Origin of the sequence: Myxococcus sp. AM011, from assembly GCF_013372595.1 — a bacterium.
Classification (GTDB): Bacteria; Myxococcota; Myxococcia; order Myxococcales; family Myxococcaceae; genus Myxococcus; species Myxococcus eversor.
Window position 1 is genome coordinate 13,681 of sequence record NZ_JABXEM010000097.1, and the last position, 22,380, is coordinate 36,060.

Annotated in this window: 17 protein-coding genes and 1 pseudogene; 10 read left to right on the plus strand and 8 right to left on the minus strand. The window is 68.1% G+C overall.

Going from position 1 to position 22,380, the window contains the following annotated elements:
- Positions 1-18: 18 nt before the first annotated feature.
- The 3 genes from HUW62_RS21120 to HUW62_RS21130 form a co-directional block, all read right to left on the minus strand.
- Positions 19-1,269, minus strand: coding sequence for a TIGR02270 family protein (locus HUW62_RS21120; RefSeq protein WP_176435440.1), 1,251 nt, complete (start codon positions 1,267-1,269; stop codon positions 19-21).
- A 156-nt stretch (positions 1,270-1,425) separates the two neighbouring features.
- Positions 1,426-2,397 carry a sigma-54-dependent Fis family transcriptional regulator gene (locus tag HUW62_RS21125; protein ID WP_163865011.1) on the minus strand — a complete coding sequence of 324 codons (972 nt, stop codon included), beginning with the start codon at positions 2,395-2,397 and terminating at the stop codon, positions 1,426-1,428.
- Between the two features lie 114 nt (positions 2,398-2,511).
- Positions 2,512-2,817 (minus strand): hypothetical protein, encoded by a 306-nt coding sequence (locus tag HUW62_RS21130; protein WP_176435441.1) that lies wholly within the window; start codon positions 2,815-2,817, stop codon positions 2,512-2,514.
- Positions 2,818-3,074: 257 nt separating this feature from the next.
- Here HUW62_RS21130 and HUW62_RS21135 point away from each other — a divergent pair, with 257 nt between their 5' ends.
- From HUW62_RS21135 to HUW62_RS21145, 3 genes are all read left to right on the plus strand, one after another.
- Entirely contained in the window at positions 3,075-3,626 is a 552-nt protein-coding gene (locus HUW62_RS21135; protein WP_163865013.1) for an LOG family protein, read from the plus strand.
- Between the two features lie 134 nt (positions 3,627-3,760).
- The gene (locus tag HUW62_RS21140) at positions 3,761-4,162 is read left to right on the plus strand and encodes a hypothetical protein (protein ID WP_163865014.1); all 402 of its coding nucleotides are present in this window, start codon (positions 3,761-3,763) and stop codon (positions 4,160-4,162) included.
- A gap of 10 nt (positions 4,163-4,172) precedes the next feature.
- A complete protein-coding gene (locus tag HUW62_RS21145; protein WP_176435442.1) occupies positions 4,173-8,456 on the plus strand; it encodes an AAA family ATPase in 4,284 nt (1,427 codons plus the stop codon).
- Here the strand turns inward: HUW62_RS21145 and HUW62_RS21150 are convergent.
- Positions 8,449-9,864, minus strand: a complete 1,416-nt coding sequence (locus HUW62_RS21150) for a radical SAM protein (protein ID WP_176435443.1) — start codon at positions 9,862-9,864, stop codon at positions 8,449-8,451. The two genes, HUW62_RS21145 and HUW62_RS21150, sit on opposite strands and share 8 nt — an antisense overlap.
- A 151-nt stretch (positions 9,865-10,015) precedes the next feature.
- Positions 10,016-10,858, minus strand: a complete 843-nt coding sequence (locus HUW62_RS21155) for a RimK family alpha-L-glutamate ligase (RefSeq protein WP_163865017.1) — start codon at positions 10,856-10,858, stop codon at positions 10,016-10,018.
- A gap of 543 nt (positions 10,859-11,401) precedes the next feature.
- On the opposite strand from HUW62_RS21155, the gene HUW62_RS21160 reads away from it, so the two are divergent.
- Complete coding sequence (locus tag HUW62_RS21160; protein ID WP_163865018.1) at positions 11,402-11,938, plus strand: YceI family protein; 537 nt, start codon at positions 11,402-11,404, stop codon at positions 11,936-11,938.
- 9 nt (positions 11,939-11,947) lie between these two features.
- Here HUW62_RS21160 and HUW62_RS21165 read toward each other — a convergent pair whose 3' ends face one another.
- Positions 11,948-12,886, minus strand: coding sequence for an endonuclease/exonuclease/phosphatase family protein (locus HUW62_RS21165; RefSeq protein ID WP_240356308.1), 939 nt, complete (start codon positions 12,884-12,886; stop codon positions 11,948-11,950).
- Between the two features lie 329 nt (positions 12,887-13,215).
- On the opposite strand from HUW62_RS21165, the gene HUW62_RS21170 reads away from it, so the two are divergent.
- Positions 13,216-13,356 carry a hypothetical protein gene (locus HUW62_RS21170; protein ID WP_174455667.1) on the plus strand — a complete coding sequence of 47 codons (141 nt, stop codon included), beginning with the start codon at positions 13,216-13,218 and terminating at the stop codon, positions 13,354-13,356.
- Between the two features lie 96 nt (positions 13,357-13,452).
- Here HUW62_RS21170 and HUW62_RS21175 read toward each other — a convergent pair whose 3' ends face one another.
- The gene (locus tag HUW62_RS21175) at positions 13,453-13,743 is read right to left on the minus strand and encodes a hypothetical protein (RefSeq protein ID WP_176435444.1); all 291 of its coding nucleotides are present in this window, start codon (positions 13,741-13,743) and stop codon (positions 13,453-13,455) included.
- A 128-nt stretch (positions 13,744-13,871) separates the two neighbouring features.
- Between HUW62_RS21175 and HUW62_RS21180 the strand changes: the two genes are divergently transcribed.
- The 4 genes from HUW62_RS21180 to eno are packed head-to-tail and all read left to right on the plus strand — an operon-like array spanning position 13,872 to position 20,648.
- Positions 13,872-15,308 carry a DUF3375 domain-containing protein gene (locus HUW62_RS21180; RefSeq protein ID WP_176435445.1) on the plus strand — a complete coding sequence of 479 codons (1,437 nt, stop codon included), beginning with the start codon at positions 13,872-13,874 and terminating at the stop codon, positions 15,306-15,308.
- Positions 15,305-15,922, plus strand: coding sequence for a DUF4194 domain-containing protein (locus HUW62_RS21185; protein ID WP_176435446.1), 618 nt, complete (start codon positions 15,305-15,307; stop codon positions 15,920-15,922). Before HUW62_RS21180 ends, HUW62_RS21185 begins: the two co-directional genes overlap by 4 nt.
- Positions 15,919-19,305 (plus strand): ATP-binding protein, encoded by a 3,387-nt coding sequence (locus tag HUW62_RS21190; RefSeq protein WP_176435447.1) that lies wholly within the window; start codon positions 15,919-15,921, stop codon positions 19,303-19,305. Before HUW62_RS21185 ends, HUW62_RS21190 begins: the two co-directional genes overlap by 4 nt.
- Positions 19,306-19,364: 59 nt before the next feature.
- Positions 19,365-20,648: a phosphopyruvate hydratase gene (eno, locus tag HUW62_RS21195; protein WP_176435448.1), complete on the plus strand. Its 1,284-nt coding sequence runs from the start codon at positions 19,365-19,367 to the stop codon at positions 20,646-20,648.
- Positions 20,649-20,733: 85 nt separating this feature from the next.
- On the opposite strand, the gene HUW62_RS21200 is transcribed toward eno, so the two are convergent.
- Complete coding sequence (locus HUW62_RS21200; RefSeq protein WP_176435449.1) at positions 20,734-21,765, minus strand: hypothetical protein; 1,032 nt, start codon at positions 21,763-21,765, stop codon at positions 20,734-20,736.
- A gap of 185 nt (positions 21,766-21,950) precedes the next feature.
- Between HUW62_RS21200 and HUW62_RS21205 the strand changes: the two are divergent.
- A pseudogene (locus HUW62_RS21205) lies at positions 21,951-22,380 on the plus strand (ornithine cyclodeaminase family protein); the annotation flags it as partial.

Here is a 22,380-nt window from a genome sequence, read left to right on the forward strand (position 1 = left end):
CCCGGAAGCTTGTTGCTCTCAGTGACGCATCTGCTGGAGTTGCCGCCGTTGCATGTGGCTGAAGTCACGGGTTTCGACCTGCTGATTGCCTCGACTGCGGTAGGCCAGCTCCAGCGCGAGGACATGCCTTCGCCGCATGGAGGTGGACTCGAAGGCCTCCACCAGTCGTTCCCGGGAGTGCACCTTCCCGTTCAGGTAGCGCCCATCCCGCTGGAAGTTCTTTCGCTCCTGACTCCACCAGGCATCAACGGCATCCGGCACGGGAAGTGGGAGCTTCTCGTCCAGACTTGGAGGCAGGTCCTCGGCCAGGTCGATTTCTTCGTCGCGAGCCTTCGTCAGTGGACCGGCGAGCGCCAGACCCGTGATGGCGCAGAAGGCTTCCGCCGCGACGCCTGCGTGGACGGCATCGTTCATCCAGTGGAGGCTGTCTTCGGCGGCGACCTTCCGACCACTGAACCCGAGCGCCCAGAGCGCATCTCGTCGGAGTGCGGGGACGACAAGCAATTGCCGCAGCGCCTCGACATCGCGCGCCTCGCCTCTGCACGCCAGGGCGAGCCGCGACAGCTCTCCGATGGGACCAGAGTCGCCGATGGACCGCGTGCATGTGCTCCATGCGCCCGCATGATCGAGAACGAGCCCCACGGAGAGCGCGGCCAGGTGCTCCTGTGGTTCGGACGAGGAGAGCGCACGTAGGACCACCGCGGATTCCACCTCCAGTGGCCAATGGCGCGCGCTTTGGAGGGCGGCTGCTCGGAGCTGCGCGGACGCTGTGGAGATCAGCCCCTGGAGCACCGGGCCCGGATGGGTTCGACGGAAGCCATGCACCTCGAGCACCGCCCTCAGGAGTGGTACGTCGGAGGTCCCGAGCAATGGGTGGAGCGCGCGCGATAGGCCAGGACGCTCACTGAGTTGCAGGGCTTGCCGTAAGCAGGGTCGCAGGGGCTCTCCTGCTTCCGCGAAATGGCGCAACACGAGGTCCACATCCGCGCCCTCGCCTTCGGCCAGAAGGCAGTAGCCCGCAACGCGGATGCGCTCCTCGTCTTCTCCTTCCAGTGCGGGCTTGAGAAGTCGCTCCGCGACCCGCCGGCCTCCGGCGACGATGGCGTCGAGATGAGCTCGGAGTCTCTGCTCTGGTCCTTCCGCGACCTCCGACATGACCTGGGTGGGGGAATCGAGTGCCGCCTGCCATTGCGTCCAGAGGAAGCAGGCCTCGTCGACGTGCTGCTCCAGCACATCCCAGCGCAGGCTTCGATCGGGACGCGACAGCACTTGTCCGCCTCCTGTTCGCGAAGCCCCCGGGCGAGTCAGTTGCCCCGACCTTCAGAGGGTAGGCCGGCGGAGGACCCCGAAGATAGACGTCAGCGTCAGCCCTCGATGCGAGTGTCTACTGTTTGTCGTGGCACGACGGGGCGATGCAAGGGCATGTCAGCGCGAGTGGGCCTTGAGTCCATGCCGTCGCATCAACTCGAAGAACGCACGGCGGTGCTTCCCGCTGGCCCGCGCGGCGGCGGCGATGTTGCCTCCATGCTCGACGAGCGAGCCCTCCAGCCACGCCTTCTCGAACGCCTCCACCACGCGGCGCTTGGCCGTCTGGAATGACTCGCGGGACGCGGACGACATCGCCTCCCGGTGCCCAGTGGGCGCGGACTCCGCCAGCAGCGGAAGGTCCTCCTCCTCGACACACGTCCCCGCGCGCGTGCACAGGAGATAACGCGCGCAGTTCTCCAACTCGCGAATGTTACCCGGCCACGCGTAGGTCATCAGCCGCTGCCGCGCGGCGTCTGTGAAGGTGACGGACTCCTTGCCGTACTCCTCCGCGTAGCGCCCCAGGTAGTACTCGAACAGCGGCTGGATGTCCTCCGGCCGCTCGCGCAGCGGGGGCACGTCGATGGGCAGCACGCGCAGGCGGAAGAACAAATCGAACCGGAAGCTCCCCGCCTGCGCCGCCGCCAGCAAGTCCGTGTTGGTGGCGGCGATGATGCGCACATCGGAGCGGTACAGCCGTGAGTCACCCAGCGGCCGGTATTCCTTCTGCTGGATGAGGCGCAAGAGCTTCACCTGGCTGGAGAGCGGGAGGGCGTCCAGCTCATCCAGGAAGAGGGTGCCGTGCTCCGCCTCCGCCACCAACCCCCGATTGCGTGTCTTCGCGCCGGTGAAGGCCCCACCCACGTGCCCGAACAGCTCGTTCTCGAAGAGGTCCGGCGGCAGCGCCCCGCAGTTGACGGGAATGAACGGGTGGGGCGCGCGGGCGCTCTGCTCATGGACGAGCCGCGCATACAGCTCCTTGCCTACGCCGCTCGGGCCCTGGATGAGCACCTCCGCGTCATTCGTCGCCGCAGCGGCGACCAGCTCCATCAGCCGGACGTGACTCGGCCCGCGCCCCAGCACCATGGTCATCGACGAGTCCCCCGCCAGTCTTCGCCACGAGCCACCCAGGCTCGGGACGTCCTTGGCTCTGTGCCGCCGACGGTTGAACGCGCGTCCCGGAATTTCTTCCCCGGGCCCGTCGCTTCAGTCGTGGGTGCCGATGTGCTGGTCCCCGTGCCGCTCGCAGACCCAGTGGAAGGCGCACGAGCACGCCACCGCGCGGGCGCTGGAGCAGCACCGGCCCCCGAAGTGCTCGGGCAGCGGCACCTCCTCCTCTTCCGGCGGGTCCGGCAACATCAACGGCGCACCCCGCCCCGACTCCGCGGGGAGCGCGCCGCAGCAACCCCGCTTCATGCACCGGGCGCACAAGGACAGCTCGCAGTTCGCGCACCAGTCGAAGATTTCACCAGGGCCACCGCGCCGCTCACATCCACCACAGGTGTCGAACAAGGCCGACCTCCAGGCTTGACGTGAAGGAGGGTAGGGAGGGGGTCTGACAGGAGGAGGGCTCCAGGGGGTGTCGCACCCCGGTGCCCGCGCCGTCCTGCAAGTGTCATTTCAGCGTCTGTCCTGGGGTGGATCCTTCCGTCGGTGAACGGCGGACGCCCCCTCTGTGGCTCACTGAACGGTTGCGCCGGATGCGTCGGACGCACATGGAAGAAGCTGGGGGTAGGGCCGGTCACATGTCCGGGAAGGAGTGGGCATCCATGCGCAGGGAACGGCGGATCATCGGTGTCTTCGGATCAGGCCAGGAAGAACACCTGGAGCGTGTCATTCCGCTCGCACGGTGGATCGCCGAGGCGGGGTTCGACCTGCTCACGGGCGCCGGCAGCGGCGTCATGCGGGCGGCCGCGGACGCCTTCGTGCAGGTGGTGGGGCGGCGGGGAATCTCCATCGGCATCGTCCCGGGCACCGTGAAGGACGGCGACTACGTGCCGCGCCCCGGCTACCCCAACCCCGGCGTGGAGCTGGCCATCTACACCCACCTGCCCCTCAGCGGTGTGCAGGGCACGGACCCCCAGAGTCGCAACCACATCAACGTGCTCACGCCCCACGCCCTCGTGGCCCTGCCCGGAGGTGTCGGCACCGCCTCGGAGGCCTCGCTGTGCCTGCGCTACGGCAAGCCCATCATCCTCTTCGGCCCTCCGGAGGGCTTCCGCCGCTTCTCCTCGGAGCTGGAGCGCACCGACTCCCTGGAGCGCGTCGCCGAGTTCATCCGCGCCTCCGTCCGCGAGCCCGCCAGGCCCCTTGCTCCCTGAGCAAGAAAAGCCAGGATTGCTGGGTTTGGTCGAGCGCACTCGAAGCCGGGGGAAAAACGACTAGGATGCGGCGCCTGGGGTCACTGGGTGCTCCACGCTGAAGACTCGGGTTCTGCGTCGTTCTGTGCGTCGACATGATCAGTGCTGAATACCCACTCGCCAGTTGGTTCCTCGCCGTCTCGACGACGTTCTTCCTGCTGGTGTTCGCGCTGCCGTTGTTGCTGATGCCGCTGCGCTGGGCGCGGTGGTTCGGCTGGGCGCCGGTGCAGGGGAACACGGACCTGACGGTGTACTTCGGCCGCTGCCTGGGTGGGGTGGCGCTGGCCATCATCCTGACGGTGGTGCGCTACGTCCCGGAGCCCCGGAGCCAGCCGGCGCTGTTCGAGCTCATCGGCTGGGTGTGCGCGGCGATGGTCGTGGTCCACGTGTGGGGCGCGCTGAGACGGGCGCAGCCGCTGTCGGAGACCATCGAGGGCTTCTTCTACGCCGTGGTGGGCGTGGTCGCGATGTGGATCCGCTTCCGGACGTTGGGCTGAGGGCAACCGCATGTCGTCGTCGGACATCGACCTGGTCCTCTCCTCGCTGCGGCCCTACATCCCCGGCGCGCTGCTTCGCCGGCTGGAGGACACGGAGGCGCACGCGCTGCCTCCCGTCGAGGCGGTGCGCGGCGCCATCCTGGTGCTGGACATCGCGGGCTTCACGCCCATCGTCGTCGGGCTGAGCGGCGAAGGTCCTCGCGGCATCGACGCGCTCCAGCGCCTCTTGGAGAGCTACTACACGGAGATGATCGACGTCGTGAAGGAGCACGGCGGCGACATCTACCAGTTCGCCGGTGACTCCATCCTCGCGTGCTTCGAGCCCGCGCGGGGCGAAGGTGACGCGGAGGCGGTGGCGCGAGCCGCGCGCTGCGCGCTGGACGTGCAGCGACGGCTGGCGCGCTTCTCCCGGCTGGAGTTGTTGGGTCAGCGCTTCGCGGTGTCGTCGCGCATCGGCATTGGCGTGGGGGAGTCGCACCGCATCGTCTTGGGCACGACGGGCATGTGGATGCACCCGGCGCTCGTGGGCCACCCGCTGGAGCAGGCGGTGGCCGCGGAGAAGCGGGCCCAGGTGGGCGAGGTGCTCCTGAGCCGCGAGGCGTGGGCGCTCCTGCCGGACCTGGCGCGCGTGGGGGACGAGCGCGACGGCGCCTTCCGCCTGGAGCCCTCGGTGCCGCTCTCGGCGCGGCCTCCACCCACGTTCGCCTTCCCGGGGGGCGAGGAGCTGGTGGGCCGGTGCGCGCTCCTCTTGCACCCGGTGCTCTTCACCCGCATCACCACGGCGCACCAGGAGCTGGGCGGCGACTTCCGCGACCTCACCTGCTTCTTCCTGCGCTTCAAGACGGACCACCCGCCGTCCCAGGTCGAGGACTTCACCCGCGAGCTGAACGCCTTCTACGAGCACGTCCAGCGCGAGAGCGCGCACCACGGCGGCGTGCTCTTGATGACGGACTTCACGGACAAGGGAAACGTCCTCTACGTCCTCTTCGGCGCGCCCACCGCGCAGCAGAACAAGGAAGTGCTGGCCAGCCGGCTGGCGTGCAAGCTGCTCCGCGAGCGCGAGTCCTTCCCGTACGTGCGCGAGCTGCAGATTGGCATCGCCACCGGACACGCCTACTTCGGGGACATGGGCTCGCCCTGGCGCAAGGGCTACTCCGCGCTGGGCGAAGTGGTGAACCTGGCCGCGCGCCTGATGACATACGCGGCGGACGGGGTGGGCATCCACATCGACGCGCAGACGGAGCGCAAGCTCCAGCAGGGCGGCTTCACCACGGAGTTCGTGGAGGACGCCACGCTCAAGGGCGTCTCCCGCGCGGTGCCCGTCTATCAGCTCAAGGGAGAGGTGCGCCGCAGCCTCTTCATCAAGGGCCGTGGCGGCATCGTCGGGCGCGGGCGCGAGCTGGGGCAGCTCCACGCGGCGGTGGAGGAGTCGCTGTCGGGCAGCGGGCGGCTGTGCGTGGTGTCCGGCGAGGCGGGCATCGGCAAGTCGCGCCTGGGCGCCAAGGTGGTGGAGGACGCCGAGGCGCGCGGCGCGCGCAGCCTCTACGGCATCTGCTACTCGTACGAGATGTTCACGCCCTTCTTCCCCTGGAAGGAGGTGCTCGTGCAGCTCTTCGGCCTGCACGAGGGCGACGACGTGGACGCGCAGCTCGCGAGGTTGCGCCAGGGCTTCGACGGGCTGGAGGATGCGGGCCTGGAGTGGATCCCCGTCATGGCGGCCATCCTGGGCCTGGGCGTGGAGGAGGACCCGGCCACGGTGGGGCTGGATGCGCGGCACAAGAACCAGAAGGTGTTCCAAATCATCTTCCAGCTCCTGGAGAAGCACTCACGGCAGACGCCGCTGCTGCTCTTCTTCGAGGACCTGCACTGGGCGGACAACATCTCCGTCGACCTCATCGAGTACATCGCGGCCCGCCTGGCGCCGCTGAGGATGACGCTGCTGGTGACGATGCGGCCCGGCGAGCAGCTGCGCAACGTGCGCGACGACATGCCGGGGCTGTGCCGGTTGGACCTGTCCAGCCTGGACGACGATGACACCCGCGCGCTCTTGCGCGTGCACCTGCGCATGGAGCCGCCCGACACGGCGCTGGAGGAGGTGCTCCTCTCCAAGGTGCAGGGCAATCCGTTCTTCGCCGAGTCCATCGTCCAGGGCCTGGTGGAGGGCGGCTACCTGGGGCCGGTGTCCCCGGGCGCGTCGCGGCGGGAGTTGAAGCGGAGCCTCCAGACGCTGGTGCTGCCGGACTCCATCCAGGACGTGGTGCTCGCGCGCATCGACCTGTTGAGCGAGACGGAGAAGCTGGTGGTGAAGGTGGCGTCCGTCATCGGCCGCATCTTCACGATGGACGCGGTGGCGGCGCTCGCGCCGGGCTCGGTGTCCCGTCAGCGCATCCGCGAGGCCATCGACACGCTGACGCACCTGGGCCTCATCCTCCTGGAGGTGGAGGAGCCCTACACCTGCATCTTCAAGCACATCGTCATCCGCGACGCCGCCTACAACACCCTGATGGTGTCGTCGAAGGAGGACCTGCACCGCCGCCTGGCGCGCTTCCTGGAGGCCCGCGCGGGAGAGAACGCCGCCGCGTCCGCGGGCATCCTCGCCTTCCACTTCCTCGCCGGGAACGACGAGGTGAAGGGCCTGGAGTACACGCTGATGGCGGCCCGCGGCGCGCGCGGCCAGTACGCCAATGACGACGCGCTCCACCACTACAACCGCGCCATCGAAATCCTCGCCGGGACGATGGAGCTGGACCCCGACGAGGTGCTGCTCAAGACGCGCCGGGTGATGCAGGAGCTGGCGGAGACGCTGCTGCAAGCGGGCAACTACGCGGGCGCCATCCACATGTTCGAGCAGTGCCTGGCGGACGAGGAGCTGGAGTCACGCCGCGCGGAGCTGCACCTGGGGCTGGGGCGCGCGCACCAGGAGAAGGGCGAGTCCAAGCGGGCCATCCAGGAGCTGGAGCGGGCCATGGAGCTGATGGGGCAGAGCATGCCGGGGAGCCTGCCCGCGCTCGTCGTCCGCACGCTGCTGGCCTTCGGACTGCACCTGCTCTACGCGCTGTTTCCCTGGCTGGCGAGGCCGCTCGGAGCCCGGCTGCCGCTGTACCTCAAGCAGCTCTCCACGCTCATCTCGCTCATCAAGATCTATTACTTCAAGGACATCGCCAAGCTCACCTGGGCGACCATGGTGGCCACCATCATGGCGGAGCGCTCGCGCGGGGAGCGGGGCTTGAGCCTGGCGAGCAGCTACTACGGCTCGCTCTTGTTCGGCTCGGGCTTCCTCGGGCTGTCGAAGCGCTGGTGTCTGCGCGCGCTGGACTACGCGCGGCGGGCCAGGGACCCGGCGGCGGAGGGAATCGCCCTGAGCCGGCTGGCCACCCTGTCCCTCTTCGGCAACGACCTGGCGCAGGCGACGCAGTACGCCGAGCAGGCCATGTCCCTGCTGCGCCAGGTGCGGGACATGTGGGAGGTGCAGACGGGCCTGATGATGCTGGGCGCCAGCCAGTTCCTCGCCTCGCGCTTCGAGGGGGCCGAGCGGGCCTTCGTGGAGATGGGGAAGATGGGCGAGGAGCTGCACGCGCTCATGCACCAGGGCTGGGCGCACTCGTGGATTCCCATGTGCCGCTACCTGCGCGGCGAGGGCGAGGTGGGCGAGCTGTGCGCGGAGCTGGAGGAAGGCCTGCGCATCAGCATCGAGGTGCAGGACCTGGCCAACCAGTGCGCCAGCCTCAACCACCTGGTCAACGTGACGGTGCGCGAGCACCTGGTGGAGGAGGCGGGGCTGATGGCGGTGCGCGCGGACGAGGCGCTGTGGCGCTACCACGTGCTGGTGCCCTTCCTCCACATTGGCCTCGTCGACGCGGCGGAGGGCGCCCTCTTCGCGCTGGAGCAGGGCGCCGTGGCGGTGCCCCAGGAGGCGCTGTGGGCCATCGTCCGGCGCTGCCTGTTCAAGGCGCGGCTGCTGGGCCGGCACTACCCGTACATCAAGGGGCCCGCGATGCGGGTGACGGCGCGCGCGCTGGCGCTGAAGAAGGGCGGCAAGGCGGCGGAGTCGCTGTTCCTGGGCGCCATCGCCTTCCTGGAGGACACGCCGAACCGGTGGGAGACGGGCGTCGCGTACCATGACGCGGCGGTGGCGCTGCCGCACCGGCGCGTGGAGTTCCTGGCGCGGGCGCGCGACATCTTCCAGTCCATTGGCGCCCAGGCGGAGCTGCGGCGCCTGGACCGGCTGGAGGCCGAGCTGGGCCTGACGCCGCCAGTCCAGGACGAAGTGCCTCGCGCCGTCGCGGTCAGGTGATGCGCTGGGGTTGAAGGCCCAGTGCCGCCATCTGCTTCGTGTCCCAGTCCTCCAGCGCGTCCATGCCGGCGATGTAGCGGCGGGCCGGGTTCTTCAGCGGGTTGCGGATGCTGAGGATTTCGGGCCCGGCGAAGAGGATGGTCTGCTTGTAGCGGGGCAGGTTGCTCAAGGTCAGCTTGGACCAGTAGTGCCGGGCGATGTTCGGCAGGCTGCCCAACTGCGCGCAGAGCCGGTGGAAGTGTTCCACCACCTCCGAGGGGTGCAGGTTCTTCGGCCGGTGGCAGAGCGTGTAGCCGTCATAGTCGCGGCTGACGGTGCCGGGCAGCAGCCGGTCTTCGGTTTGCAGCTCGCGAAAGAAGGGCGTCTCCGGATACGGGCTGACGATGCCGAGGAACGTGACGGAGAAGTACTGGAGGTCCGCGAGGTACTCGGGAATCTTCTCCAGGTACTCGTTGGTGTCGCCGTCCGAGCCGACGATGAGGCCGAAGGACAGGAGGATGCCGGCGGAGAAGGTGCGGCGGATGACGGCGTCGACCTCCGAGAGCGTGTTCTGCCCCTTGTTCATCGCCTTGATGGACTCGGGGTTGAGTGACTCCAGGCCGGTGTACACGTAGCGGCAGCCGGCCTTCGCCATCAGCTTCACCAACGACTCGTCCTTGAGGATGTTGAAGGTGAGCGCGCAGCCCCAGGTCTTCTTGAGGGGAATCAGCGCCTCGCACAGCTCGCGCAGGTACTTGGGCGAGCCGCCCAGGTTGTTGTCGAGGAAGATGAAGGCGTCCTTCATCAACCCCAGGTAGTTGGGGTTCCAGCGCATGCGCGTCTGGATTTCGTCGATGACCTGCGCGACGGGACGGTAGCGGTAGCGCTCATGGCCGGTGAGGACGCAGAAGTTGCAGCGGAACGGGCAGCCTCGCGAGGCCTCGATGCCGGGCAGCCGCACCTTGTTGTGCGTGAAGTCGATGAGCTCGTAGCGGTACGGCTGGATGGACGTGGGGCCGAGCGACGGCAGCTCGTAGCGCTTCTGGAGCTGGCCCTTCTCGAAGTCCGCGATGAGCGCGGGGACGTTGGACTCGGGCTCGCCGGTGATGACGGCGTCGAAGTACAGCGCCGCGTCGTCGGGGAAGTGCGTGGCGTGGCGGCCACCCGCGACGGTAATCATTCCCCGCTGGCGGAACAGCGTGGAGAGCACCTTGGTGTGCTCGTAGTAGGAGTGCAGGTACGAGAAGAAGACCAGGTCCCAGTGCCGCTCCAACGGGATGTCCACCTCCTTCTCGTTGAAGACCTCCACCTCCGCGTGCTCGGGGCACAGGCCGGCGATGAGCTCCGGCACGGAGGACTGCATGATGGAGGGTTCCTTGATGCGCAGGCGCGTGGGGTGCGTGTACGTGGCGATGACGGCGATCCGCATGCGGGCTGTGGCTCCAGGATGAAGCGGCGCGAGCGAGGATTCGCCGTCGACTGTCGGAGCCTCCCCCTCGTGAGACCGTGTTCCCAGAATCCTCCGGGTGAGCCGACTTGGCAAAATGCCAGCGGCTGTGTCCCGATGGACCCCACGCCACTCAGGCGCCTGTCGCGGGGACAGCTCGCAGCTTCTCCTTGAGGCAGTCCGCCAGCTCGAAACACAACTGCTCCGGAAAACCAGACAAGCCCGGCGTGTCGTTGCACTCCAGCAGGACGAAGCGCCCGTCCTGGGTCTCCAGGAAGTCGAGCGCGACGATATCGGCGCCCAGGTGCTCCAGGGCCCTGCGGGTGTGGCCCACCAGCTCCTCCGGCGGGTCGATGACCTGGTGTTTTCGAGTCTGGACGTTGGCCTTCCAGCCCGCGCCCGCGCGCGACATGGCCCAGCACCTGTCCCGGATGGCCAGGCAGCGCACGTCCCGCCGGTAGTCGATGAAGGGCTCGACCGCGGCGTAGTCATCCGCGGCGAACAGCAGGTCCGCGACTTCGAACCACTCGGACTCCTCGCGCACCAGCGCCTTCCCGTAGCCGCCGTGGTGGTTGCCCACCTTCACGACGAACGGCGCGGGCCGGGCAATCCGGCGCACCATGTCGTCACCGAGCGCCACGTCGAAGGGGATGACGGGCAGGCCCGCCTCGCGAAGCTCGGCGAGCATGGACAGCCGGTCATGGCAGCGCACCAGCGTCCTCGCGGGATTGACACACGGCACTCCGCTCAGCCGCACCAGCTCCAGGACGGTGCGATGGCGCGGGTCCGGGCGGATGGCGCCCACGCGCCAGAAGACGCCGTCCACTCGCACCGCCGCCTCGCGGGTGATGCACCACAGGACGCCCTCGCGCAGCACCCAGCAGGAGTCCTGGAGTCGGACCGGGATGACCTCGGCCTCGGGGAAATACGTCGGCCAGTGTCTCTCGCCGTTGACGACCACGATGTTGGGGCGCATCTGCTCCTCGGGAGGGGGCGGCGGTCGCCGCTGGCCACGTGGGGACTGCTTCCGCGCGCGAGCTGTCGTGACAGCTCGGGAAAGCATCCACTGTTCGCAGGCTGGGGAAAAGGCGCCAGGGCATCCGAGTGTACGGGCCTTGTTTGTTTTACGGCCGCTCTTACCGCGGGACTCGCGGCAGTGGGCGCGCGGCCAGCCTCTGCGAGAGACGCTGGCTGCTTCGCGTTCCCGGTCTCCCGGGGGTTGCTACCTTAGGACCGTTATAAAGGGCGTGTCGGACTCATACGGCCAGACACCCCGGCGACAAAGATTCACTGCGTGTTCTCGCAGCGGTGCCACGCCTGACGACGTCTCACGCAATGTCTGACAGCGGACGTGCTCGCCTGCGCGCGCTCAGGGTCAGGTGGGCGTTCACTTCGTGTCTCGATGCGTGAAGCCTCATCAAAATCAAATACCCGGGGTGGTTTCTTTCTCTAGGATGGCTGTGTCAGCGGCGACCCGCTCGCGACGCTCCCCCTCGATTCCCCACCAACGAGCTCCCCCATGCCCGTGACTTCCTGGAACATCGACCCCGCGCATTCCTCTGTCCTGTTCATCGCTCGCCACATGGTGGTGGCGCGTGTCCACGGCCGCTTCGAGCGCGTCTCCGGCGTGCTGCGCGTGGACGCCGAAAAGCCCACGCAAGGCGAAGTCGAGGTGAGCGCGGAGACGGCCAGCATCTACACGGGCTCGCCGGACCGTGACACGCATCTGCGCTCGCCCGACTTCCTGGACGTGGAGGGCGCGCCGAAGCTCACCTTCCGCAGCACGGGCCTGGAGCCCACCGGCGGCTCGGGCTTCCGGCTCCTGGGGGAGCTGACCATCCGCAACGTGACGAAGCCCGTCGTGTTCGAGGCGCGCCACACCGCCACGTCGAAGGACCCGTGGGGCAGCACGCGGCTCATCTACACGGCCAAGGGCACCATCAACCGCTCCGACTACGGCATCCGTTGGAACAAGACGCTCGACAACGGCGGGTGGCTCGTCGGCGAGAAGGTGGATGTCGAACTGGACATCCAGGCCGTGCCCGCCGCGAGCTGACGTCTGGCTTCAAGGCGAGGGAAGGAAGTCGGCCACCACGGCGGCGTGGTCCGAGCCGCCGAACCCACGACTTCCTTCACGGGCCGCGCGGAACGTGCCCGGCACATAGGTGCCGCTGGCGGCGTTCGCGACGAACAGGTGGTCGATGGCCTGCTTCTGCCCGGAGTACATATAGGTCCAGGTCTGGTCATCCGGCCTGTCCTTCGCCACGCGCAGCAGGGCCGCGTCGCGCTCCAGGGCGTTGATGGGCGCGGAGCCGGGCACGTCGTTGAGGTCTCCGCCCAGCACCACCAGCGCCTTCGGTGCGCGCGCGGCGGCCTGCGAGACGACGACCCGAGTCGTATCGGCTTCCGCGTACCGGCGGCCCGGGTCGTCATCCACCTTCGAGCGGAAGTGCGCGGCGAAGACGATGACCTCCTTGCCCCGCACGTCCAGGTGCACCTCCAAGAGCTCGCGCGAGAAGCGCGTCGTCGAGCCATCCGGCCGGGTCAGGACGCGGTCGCGATGGCTGCCCACGGAGGTGATGGGGAAGGCGGACAGCACCGCCACGTCCACGGACGCCGTGCCCCCCGTCTCACCCAGGATGGCGTGAGGGAACTCCGGCAGCCGCGCCTGGAGCGCATCGAGTCCCACCTGGGTCTCCACCTCCGCGAGCATCACCACGTCCGCGTCGAGCGTGCTGATGGAGGTGGCCAGTCGACCCACCTGGGCGTCGAACTCGGCCTGGGTGGGAAGCGCCTCGTACTCGGAGCCGCCGCACTTGCCGGAGTCGCAGACGGTGTCGAAGAGCCGGTGCACGTTGAACGCGGCGATGCGCACGCTGCCCTCGGGCCGCAGCGGCTCGCCACCGCCGCAATCTCCATAGGGGCACTGGGGTGCGGGGCCTGGGTTCTCCGGAGGGGCACGTCCCTCACAGCCGAACAGGCCGAGCAGCAATCCCAAGACCACCGGGGCGCGGCGAAGGGAAGAGACGGAAGCGCCGACGACGGCCGAGCGGTGCGGGCCACGGATGGGGAGCGGATGCATTCGGCGGGCAGAGTACCACCGCGAGGGGGAGCGGCCGTGCCTGGGGCCGCCGCCGTCCTCGATTGCACTCGGGGAATGAGCTGGTAGGGTCCCGCGCCGTTGACGCACGCCCGGCATTGTCCTGGGGGCGACCTCTCGGCGAGGCCACGAGGGAGCGGGCGGTGGAAGTCCCAGGGGCGGCCGGTTACGCCTTTCCTCGGGGATGCGTGGCGGGCACCGCGGGTGCTGATTCTGTCGGAGGAGGCGTGGACATGTTCTGGGAGATTCTCATTGGCGCCGCGGTGATGACGCTCGTCACGGTGCTCTTCACGGGGCCTGGGATGTGGAGCTCCAGCTGGGGCTGGAAGAACGACAAGCAGAAGGGGAAGGACCCGTCCAAGCCGGACGTGTAGCCGCCCCCCGGGAGCGAGCGGACAGGGGCTCCCTCCTACGGTTCCGTGGCCGCCATGCCCAGGCGCGCCGACACGGCTCTCATCTTGTTTCGAAATCTATTGGCAGATGCCCGGACAGTCCGCGCCGCCCGAAGCGGGTGAGCAGGAGTCCGTGGTGTCATCCACGCATCGGGCCTCGGAATCGGAGCAGCCGCCGAGGAATCCGCCGCAGCACTCCACGTAGCCTTTGGGCACGTCGCACGTGGAGGGGTAGGAGGTGCAGCTTCCCGTCGCGGACCGGGCGAACACCGCCACCTGGACGCAGGCGCCTTCGTCGTCATCGTCCGAGCCACAGCCGCTCCACAGCAGCGCGCTCAGCACCAGTCCTGCCCGCATGAATTCGTTCATGGAGGGCATCTTGGGGGACGCCGCCCATGGCGGGCAACCAACCAGGCAGGGCGCTCACTTTTCATCAAATCAGCCACTCCCTGAGGTCACCCAGGCATGTCAGAGGCGCGGTGTAAGGGTGATGCGTCATGGACTTCGCGACGCTCGAAACCCTGCGACTGAAGCATCCCGCATGGCGGCTGCTCGTCGCGGACCACGCGCCCCTCATCGTCAGCTTCCTGCACCGCGTCTTCGTCGCATCCAACGCCCGCGCCATCCCCCAGCGGGAGCTGGTGCTGCGCCTGGAGGACCACCTGCATGCCCTGCGAGAGCGGCGCGGAGAGGCGGCGTTTCCTCGCGGCGCCGGGGCGTATCTCGACGAGTGGTCCGCTGACAGCGCGGGCTGGTTGCGCAAGTTCTACCCGCCCGGCACGGATGAGCCGCACTTCGACCTGACGCCCGCGGCGGAGCGCGCCATCCGCTGGCTGGGCCAGCTCACCGAGCAACCTTTCGTAGGCACCGAGTCCCGAATGCTCACCGTCTTCCACCTTCTCCAGGAGATGGCCGAGGGCACCGAGCACAACCCCGATGCGCGGCTGGTGGAGCTGGAGCGCCGCAAGGCGGAGGTGGAAGCGGAGATTGCCCGGGTGCGCGCGGGCCACCTGGACCTGATGGACGAGTCCGCCCTCAAGGACCGCTTCCAGCAGATGTCCGATACCGCGCGCGGCCTGCTGTCGGACTTCAGGGCGCTGGAAGACGGCTTCCATGCCCTCGACCGACGGGTGCGCGAGCGCATCGCGACGTGGGAGGGCACTCGCGGCGAGCTCCTGGAGACGGTGCTGGGAGAGCGGGACGCCATCAACGGTTCGGACCAGGGGCGAAGCTTCCGCGCCTTCTGGGACTTCCTCATGTCTCCCGAGCGCAAGGAGGCCCTCACCCGGAACCTGGAGCGCGTCCTGGCTCATCCGGCGATTCAATCGCTGCAGCCTGACTCGCGTCTGCCACGCATCCACTTCGACTGGTTGGAGGCGGGCGAGCACACCCAGCGCACCGTGGCGAGGCTGTCCGGTCAGCTTCGACGCTTCCTGGATGACCGCGTCTGGTTGGAGAACCGCCGCATCCTCCAGGTGCTGCGCGGCATCGAGAAACATGCCCTCGCCGTGCGCGCGCGGCCTCCCACCGCGCCGCTCATGTCGCTGGACGAATTGGCGCCCACGCTGGAGCTTCCGCTGGAGCGTCCCATGTACTCACCGCCCGCGCGCGCCCGGATGGCGGACGAGGAGGTGCTGGAGGCCACCGAAGACGTGCCCTCCGAGGCCCTCTTCAACCTCGCGTTCATCGACAAGGCGAGGCTGAAGACGCACGTTCGCGAGGCCCTCCTGTCGCGCGAGCAGATCTCCCTGGCGGAGCTGGTGCGGGAGCATCCCTTGGAGCACGGACTCGCGGAGCTGGTCGTCTACCTGAGCCTCGCCTCTGAAGACAGACGCTCCTCGGTCGACGAGGCCCGCACGCAAGAACTCTTCTGGACCGATGCGAGCGGTCATCCCCGCCGCGCCACTCTTCCCCTGGTGCTCTTCCTCCGATGACGACCTCCGCTCCGCGTCCCTCCGAAGGTCCCGATGCCCTGTCCCTCGTCGTGGTCTCCCTCTTGAAAGGCGTTGTCTACCGCGAGGAGAGCTCCGCGCTGTGGCAGACCCTGCTCCAGTTGCAGGCCCGGGTGCGGGACCAGGTGTCCGTGCTCGGGCTTCGACTGATGCTCGATGAGTCGGAGGGACACGCGTTCCTGAAACAGCGCTCGGAAGGAGAGGGGGGCGCCGAGCTGCCACGGCTCATCGCGCGCAGACAGCTGGGATATGGCCTGAGCCTGTTGCTCGCGCTGCTGCGCAAGAAGCTGGCGGACGCGGATGCCGCGGCCGGTGGGAGTCGGCTGGTGCTCCGTCGCCATGAGCTTCAGGAACTGGTGAAGCTGTTCCTTCCGGATGGCACCAACGAGGTCCGATGGGTGGAGCGAGTGAATCAAGACATCGAGCGGGCGGTGGAGATGGGTTTCCTCCGGAGGCTCGGGGAGGAAGAGGACACGTTCGAGGTCCGCCGCATCCTCAAGGCGTTCGTCGATGCGCAGTGGTTGGAGGGCTTCGAGCAGCGGCTCGCGGCGTACCGCGCCCAACTCGTCGAGAAGCAACAAGGAGGTGGGGAATGAGCACGGTGCGTCCACTCACGCAGGCGGACCTCTTGGATTTCAATGCCCCCAACGGGCGCGCGGGGTTCCGGCTGCACCGGTTCGAGGTCTACAACTGGGGCACCTTCCATCAGCGCGCGTGGCACCTGGAGCTCCAGGGCGAGAGCGGGCTGCTCACCGGGGATATCGGCTCGGGCAAGTCGACGCTGGTGGACGGGCTGGTGACGCTGTTCGTCCCGCCCCAGAAGCTCGCCTACAACAAGGCGGCGGGCGCGGAGGCTCGGGAGCGCTCCCTGCGCTCCTATGTGCGAGGCCAGTACAAGTCCGAGCGGGGTGAAGGAGGGCAGGGGTCCAAACCCGTCTTCCTCCGGGACGCGCCCACGTACTCCGTGCTGCTCGCCCACTTCCACAACGAGGGCTACGGCCAGGACGTCACGCTCGTCCAGGTCATGTGGATGCGCGAGCCGGAGGGGCAGCCCGCGCGTTTGTATGTGGTCGCGGATGGCAAGCTCTCCATCGCCGAGCACTTCTCGCGGTGTGGCTCGGACTTCAATGCGCTGAAGAAGCGCCTCAAGGACCTCTCGCGCGAGGTGCACGAGACGTTTCCTCCGTATCAGGCGGCCTTCCGGCGACGCTTCGGGTTGGAGAACGAGCAGGCGTTGGACCTGTTCCTCCAGACGGTGTCGATGAAGTCCGTGGGCAACCTGACGGACTTCGTGCGCCAGCACATGCTGCCTCCCTTCGACGTGGAGACGCGGCTGGCGGCGCTGATGGGGCACTTCGATGACCTCCACCGCGCGCACGAGGCGGTGCTCAAGGCGAAGCGGCAGGTAGGCCGGCTGGAGCCGCTGGTGGCGGACCACGAACGCTTCACCGCCCTGTCCACGGAGCTTGACGCACTGCGAAGCTGCCGCGACGCCCTTCGGCCCTGGTTCTCCGAGCAGAAGGCGCGGCTGTTCGAGGCGCGGCTGGCGGGACTGGAGGCGGAGCGCGAACAGGTGCGCCTGGAGGCGGAGCAGGTGCGGGAGCAACGCGAGCGACAGGGCGCGGATCGGGACAGGCTGCGTCAGTCCATCTCCGCCAACGGGGGAGACCGCCTGGAGACCGAGAAGGCGGAGCTGGTCCAGCGCAGACATGAGCGGGAGGAGCGCTTGCGGAAGGCGGACCGCTACGCGCGGATGGCGCAGGCGGTGGGGTTGCCGGCCGCGACGGAGCTGGAGGTCTTCCTCTCCAACGCGCGCACCGTCCAGCTCCAGCGGGAGGTGACGGCCAGCGAGCTGGCGGAGGTCCAGGACACCCGCACGGAAGTCGTCATGGAGCTGCGAGATTTGAAGAAGGCGCATGAGGCGGTGGCCGTCGAGTTGGAGGCGCTCCGTCGTCAGCGCTCCAACATCCCGGCGCGCTTCCTCCACCTCCGGGCCCGGCTGTGCGCGGACCTGAAGCTGTCCGAGGACGTGCTGCCCTTCGCCGGAGAGCTGCTGCGAATCCGCGACGAGGAGCGCGACTGGACGGGCGCCATCGAGCGCGTGCTGTACTCGCTGGGCGTCTCCCTGCTGGTGCCGGATGCCGAGTACGCGCGGGTGAGCCAGTGGGTGGACCGCACCCATCTGAACGAGCGGCTCGTCTACTACCGCGTCCGGGAAGAGGCCCTGTCGCGGGTTCCTCCGGCGCGAGCCGAGTCCCTCCCGCAGAAGCTGGCCCTCAAGCCGGGCTCCGGCATGGCGCCGTGGCTGGAGGCGCAGCTCACCCGACAGTTCGACTACACGTGCTGCGAAACGACGGAGCAGTTCACGCGCTCGCGTCAGGCGCTCTCCCGCTCGGGGCAGGTGAAGTCGGGTGGGGAGCGGCACCTGAAGGATGACCGGCGCCGCATCGATGACCGCTCTCAGTGGGTGCTGGGCTGGACGAACGACACCAAGCGTCAGGCGCTGGAGTCGGAGGCGCGGGCCCTGGAGGCGCGAATCCAGGCGGCCACCGCCAAGTGGGAGGTGCTCGAACAGCGCTGCGCACTCCTACTGACTCGGGGGGAACAACTCGGTCAGCTCGCGGTCTTCGACACGTTCCGTGAGCTGGATTGGCGCCTGGTCGCCAGCGACATCCAGCGGAGGGAGGAGCGGCTCAAGACCCTGGAGAGCGAGTCCGATGTGCTCAGGGGCTTCGAGCGGGAGCTGGACGCCGTCGAGAAGGAGCTGGCCGCGACGGAGCAGGCGTTGAAGACAGTGGAGAAGCGCCTGGGGCGCCTGGAGGAGAAGGAAGACGCGACACGGCGGACGCTCGCGGCGTGCCAGCGCACGGTGGGCGAGACGCCCGAGGCCCTCAAGGCCAGCTACCCGCGCGTGGCCATGCTCTGCGCGGAAGGGCTGGGCGGGGCGGCGCTCGAAGCCGATGCGTGCGACGAGCGGGAGCGACAGGTGCGCGAGCGGCTCCAGTCACGCATCGACAGCGAGGCGCGCAAGCAGGAGCGGGTGCGTGATGCCGTCCTCTCCGCGATGCAGGCCTATCGCACCGAGTTCCCATTGGAGACCCAGGAGCTGGCGGCGAGCCTGGAGGCGGCGGCGGAATACGTGGCGCTGCTCGCCTCGCTGCGCGCGGATGACCTGCCTCGCTTCGAGGCGCGCTTCAAGAGCCTCCTGAACGAGAACACCATCCGTGAGGTGGCCAACTTCCAGGCGCAGCTCCACCGGGAGCGCCACGGCATTCGCGAGCGCGTGGACACCATCAACCGCTCGCTCCGGGCCATCGACTACAACCCGGACCGTTACATCGTCCTGGAGCTGGTGCCGACGGCGGACGCCGACATCCGCGAGTTCCAGCAGGACCTGCGCGCCTGCACGGAGGGCACTCTTTCGGGCTCGGGCTCGGATGACGCGTACTCCGAACAGAAGTTCCTGGAGGTGAAGCGCATCATCGAACGCTTCCGGGGACGCGTGGGCGAGGCCGAGGCGGATGCGAAGTGGACCGAGCGGGTGACGGACGTGCGCAACTGGTTCAGCTTCTCCGCCTCGGAGCGCTGGCGCGTGGATGACCAGGAGCACGAGCACTACGCGGACTCGGGCGGCAAGTCGGGCGGACAGAAGGAGAAGCTCGCGTACACGGTGCTGGCCGCGAGTCTGGCCTACCAGTTCGGCCTGCAGTGGGGCGAGACGCGCTCGCGCTCGTTCCGCTTCGTGGTCATCGACGAGGCCTTCGGCCGGGGCTCGGACGAGTCCGCGGCCTACGGGCTGGAGTTGTTCCGCCGGCTGGACCTGCAACTGCTCATCGTGACGCCGCTGCAGAAGATTCGCGTCATCGAGCCGTACGTGGCCAGCGTGGGCTACGTCCACAACGAGGAGGGGCGCCGCTCGCGGGTGCGCAACCTCACCATCGAGCAGTACCGCGTGGAGCGGGAGGCCCGGAGCGCGTGAGGCGGACACTCGGGGACTCGCGTCTTGACGCACTGGGACCGCTTCGCTACGAAGGCGCGATGACTACAATCGTCGGTGTCGTAGGCCGTGAGATTCTGGACAGTCGCGGCAATCCCACTGTCGAAGTCGATGTCATCCTCGAGAACGGCATTCGCGGTCGCGCCGCGGTCCCCTCCGGTGCCTCCGTGGGCACTCACGAGGCCGTGGAGCTGAGGGACGGCGACAAGAGCCGCTACCTCGGCAAGGGCGTGCTGAAGGCCGTCGCCGCGGTGAACAACGAGCTGTTCAACGCGGTCCGTGGAATGGACGCGGAGGCGCAGCTCCAAATCGACCAGACGATGATTGCCCTCGACGGCACGCCGAACAAGAAGAAGCTCGGCGCCAATGCCATCCTCGGCGTGTCGCTGGCCGTGGCGAAGGCCGCCGCCGCCGCGCGCGGGCTGCCGCTCTACCGCTACGTGGGAGGCGTCTCCGCCAACCTGCTGCCCGTGCCGATGATGAACATCATCAACGGCGGCGCGCACGCGGACAACCCCATCGACTTCCAGGAGTTCATGATCATGCCCGTGGGAGCCAGGTCGCTCTCCGAGGCGGTGCGCATGGGCGCCGAGGTCTTCCACACCCTGAAGAAGGGCCTGTCCGAGGCTGGCCACGGCACCAACGTGGGCGACGAGGGCGGCTTCGCGCCGAACCTCAAGAACGCCGAGGAAGCGCTCGACTTCATCATGAAGTCCATCGAGAAGGCCGGCTACCGCCCCAATGAGGACATCGCCCTGGCGCTGGACTGCGCCGCCAGCGAGTTCTTCAAGGACGGCGTCTACGACTACGAGGGCGAAGGCAAGAAGCGCTCCGTCGAGGACCACGTGAAGTACCTGGAGGGGCTGGCGGCGAAGTACCCCATCGTCTCCATCGAGGACGGCCTGGCCGAGGACGACATGGCCGGCTGGAAGCTGCTCACGGACCGCATCGGCAAGAAGGTCCAGATTGTCGGCGACGACCTCTTCGTCACCAACGTGACGCGGCTGGCCGACGGCATCAAGAACGGCATCGCGAACTCCATCCTGGTGAAGGTCAACCAGATTGGGACGCTGTCGGAGGTCATGGCCGCCGTGGAGATGGCGCACAAGGCCGGCTACACCGCCGTGATGTCCCACCGCTCCGGCGAGACGGAGGACGCCACCATCGCGGACCTGGCCGTCGCCACCAACTGCGGTCAAATCAAGACGGGCTCGCTGTCCCGCGCGGACCGCACCGCCAAGTACAACCAGCTCATCCGCATCGAGCAGGAGCTGGGCAAGTCCGCCCGCTACGGCGGTCGCTCCGTGCTGCGCGTGCGCTCCTGAGCCTCGCACCGGCGGCCGGGCGAAGTCGTCCGGCCGTCGTGCCGTCCGTCAATCGGGGGAGCGCTCCTCCCTCGTGACGGGGGGCTCACGCCGCGAGCCCCAGGTTGCGCCGCACCGCCGGCTGCCTCACCTTCCAGATGAGGCTGTCGACGATGTAGTGGTGGAAGTTGAGCGTCTGGACGATGAGCAGGCTGGCCGCCGGAATCCACCCGAGTCCCTTGAGGATGAAGGTGTAGAGCAGCGCGGAGATGGCGATGCAGACCACCAGGTAGTGCACCATCCACCGGCTCTGGCTGAGCGTGGAGAGGAACCGGTGCGCCGGGCTCACCTTGTCCGCGAAGCGGCGGTTGTGGAACAGCCAGACGATGAGGATGTACTGCGCGTTGTGCCACACGTTGAGCCCCAGCCAGCCCGTCTCCAGGCTGGGGATGACGAAGTAGCCCAGGGTGAACATGCCCGCGTGCGTCGCCAGGTAGAGCGTCTGCGCGGGGCTGCCGGAGCCGGAGCGCAGCGCCCGTGCCTGGAACACCGCCCAGGCCGCCACCGCCACCAGCGCGCTGGCCGCGGCCACCCACGCCACCTCCTGGGGCACCGGCAGCATGCGCACGTCCAGCTTGAGGAAGGTGGTGGAGCCCTGCGCGGAGCGGTGCAGCAGTCCCGCCAGGGGTAACAGGTACAGCATCCACACCGTGGCGGGGTTGTCCGACGGCGGCCTGCGCGAGGCCCGGTCCATGATGCGGCTGACGCCGTAGCTCTGCCGCAGGTAGTGCCACCCCTGCCAGTAGAAGTAGATGCTCATCAGCGGCCAGACGCCGGCGAGCTGGTACACGGCGAACGTCCCGCTGAAGACGATGAGCGGCAGCACCCAGATGTGGAAGCGGTGCTGCTGCCGGCTCTCCCCGTCGAAGCCCAGGCGCGTGAAGGTCGACACCACGTGGTGGTAGCCGAGCAGCCACACGTCGATGGTCAGCAGCAGCGGGAATAACGAGGGCTTCGCCAGCGCGGCCAGGGCGAAGACAACTCCCAGCAACGCGGTCCCCACGATGAAGAGAAGGTCGAATCGGGGATTGCGAACCCAACCCCACGACAGCTCCGAGGTGTCCGTTCGTGTGCTCACGGCGCCGGATGATAGGGCTTGCGCTGAGTTCCTGTAAATCGTGCAATGTCGGCAAGTGTGGTCATGGGCAATCAGGGGTGATTATTCTTCTGGTCTGGTAATGGTGTGTCTGTTTGTTTTGATTGTCTTCACAGGCCTCGCGGCATGATGCAGAGTGCGCGCAACTCCACCCGAGGGGAGCGCCCGTGAAGACACTTCTCGTCACCCAGGCGGACCTGCGCAAGCTCGTGCATGAGGTGGGAATCGATGCCCTGATGGACCAGGTCATCGAGGCGGTGGAGGGCGCCTTCCGCGCGTTCGACGCGTCGAGGACGGAGCTGCGGCAGCGGGACGGTTTCACGCTGCGCAATGCTCGGACAGGCGTGCTGGAATGGATGCCGGTGATGCGTCAGGGTGAAACAATTACAATCAAAGTGGTGGGCTACAATCCGCTGAATCCCAGGCGCTATGGGGTTCCCACCATCATCGCGACCAACAGTGTCTATGACTGTGAGACGGGGCATCTGATGGCGGTGGTGGACGGGGTGTTGGCCACGGCGTTGCGCACGGGGGCGGCGTCCGCCATCGCGAGTCGCCATCTGGCGGACCCGGACAGTCGGGTGGTGGGGCTGGTGG

Excerpts from the sequence above, each read along its gene's own strand:
- HUW62_RS21125 (WP_163865011.1), bottom strand. The coding sequence starts at position 2,397 with ATGACCATGGTGCTGGGGCGCGGGCCGAGTCACGTCCGGCTGATGGAG.
- HUW62_RS21135 (WP_163865013.1), top strand. The coding sequence starts at position 3,075 with ATGCGCAGGGAACGGCGGATCATCGGTGTCTTCGGATCAGGCCAGGAA.
- HUW62_RS21140 (WP_163865014.1), top strand. The coding sequence starts at position 3,761 with ATGATCAGTGCTGAATACCCACTCGCCAGTTGGTTCCTCGCCGTCTCG.
- HUW62_RS21145 (WP_176435442.1), top strand. The coding sequence starts at position 4,173 with ATGTCGTCGTCGGACATCGACCTGGTCCTCTCCTCGCTGCGGCCCTAC.
- HUW62_RS21150 (WP_176435443.1), bottom strand. The coding sequence starts at position 9,864 with ATGCGGATCGCCGTCATCGCCACGTACACGCACCCCACGCGCCTGCGC.
- HUW62_RS21155 (WP_163865017.1), bottom strand. The coding sequence starts at position 10,858 with ATGCGCCCCAACATCGTGGTCGTCAACGGCGAGAGACACTGGCCGACG.
- HUW62_RS21160 (WP_163865018.1), top strand. The coding sequence starts at position 11,402 with ATGCCCGTGACTTCCTGGAACATCGACCCCGCGCATTCCTCTGTCCTG.
- HUW62_RS21170 (WP_174455667.1), top strand. The coding sequence starts at position 13,216 with ATGTTCTGGGAGATTCTCATTGGCGCCGCGGTGATGACGCTCGTCACG.
- HUW62_RS21175 (WP_176435444.1), bottom strand. The coding sequence starts at position 13,743 with ATGAACGAATTCATGCGGGCAGGACTGGTGCTGAGCGCGCTGCTGTGG.
- HUW62_RS21180 (WP_176435445.1), top strand. The coding sequence starts at position 13,872 with ATGGACTTCGCGACGCTCGAAACCCTGCGACTGAAGCATCCCGCATGG.
- HUW62_RS21185 (WP_176435446.1), top strand. The coding sequence starts at position 15,305 with ATGACGACCTCCGCTCCGCGTCCCTCCGAAGGTCCCGATGCCCTGTCC.
- HUW62_RS21190 (WP_176435447.1), top strand. The coding sequence starts at position 15,919 with ATGAGCACGGTGCGTCCACTCACGCAGGCGGACCTCTTGGATTTCAAT.
- eno (WP_176435448.1), top strand. The coding sequence starts at position 19,365 with ATGACTACAATCGTCGGTGTCGTAGGCCGTGAGATTCTGGACAGTCGC.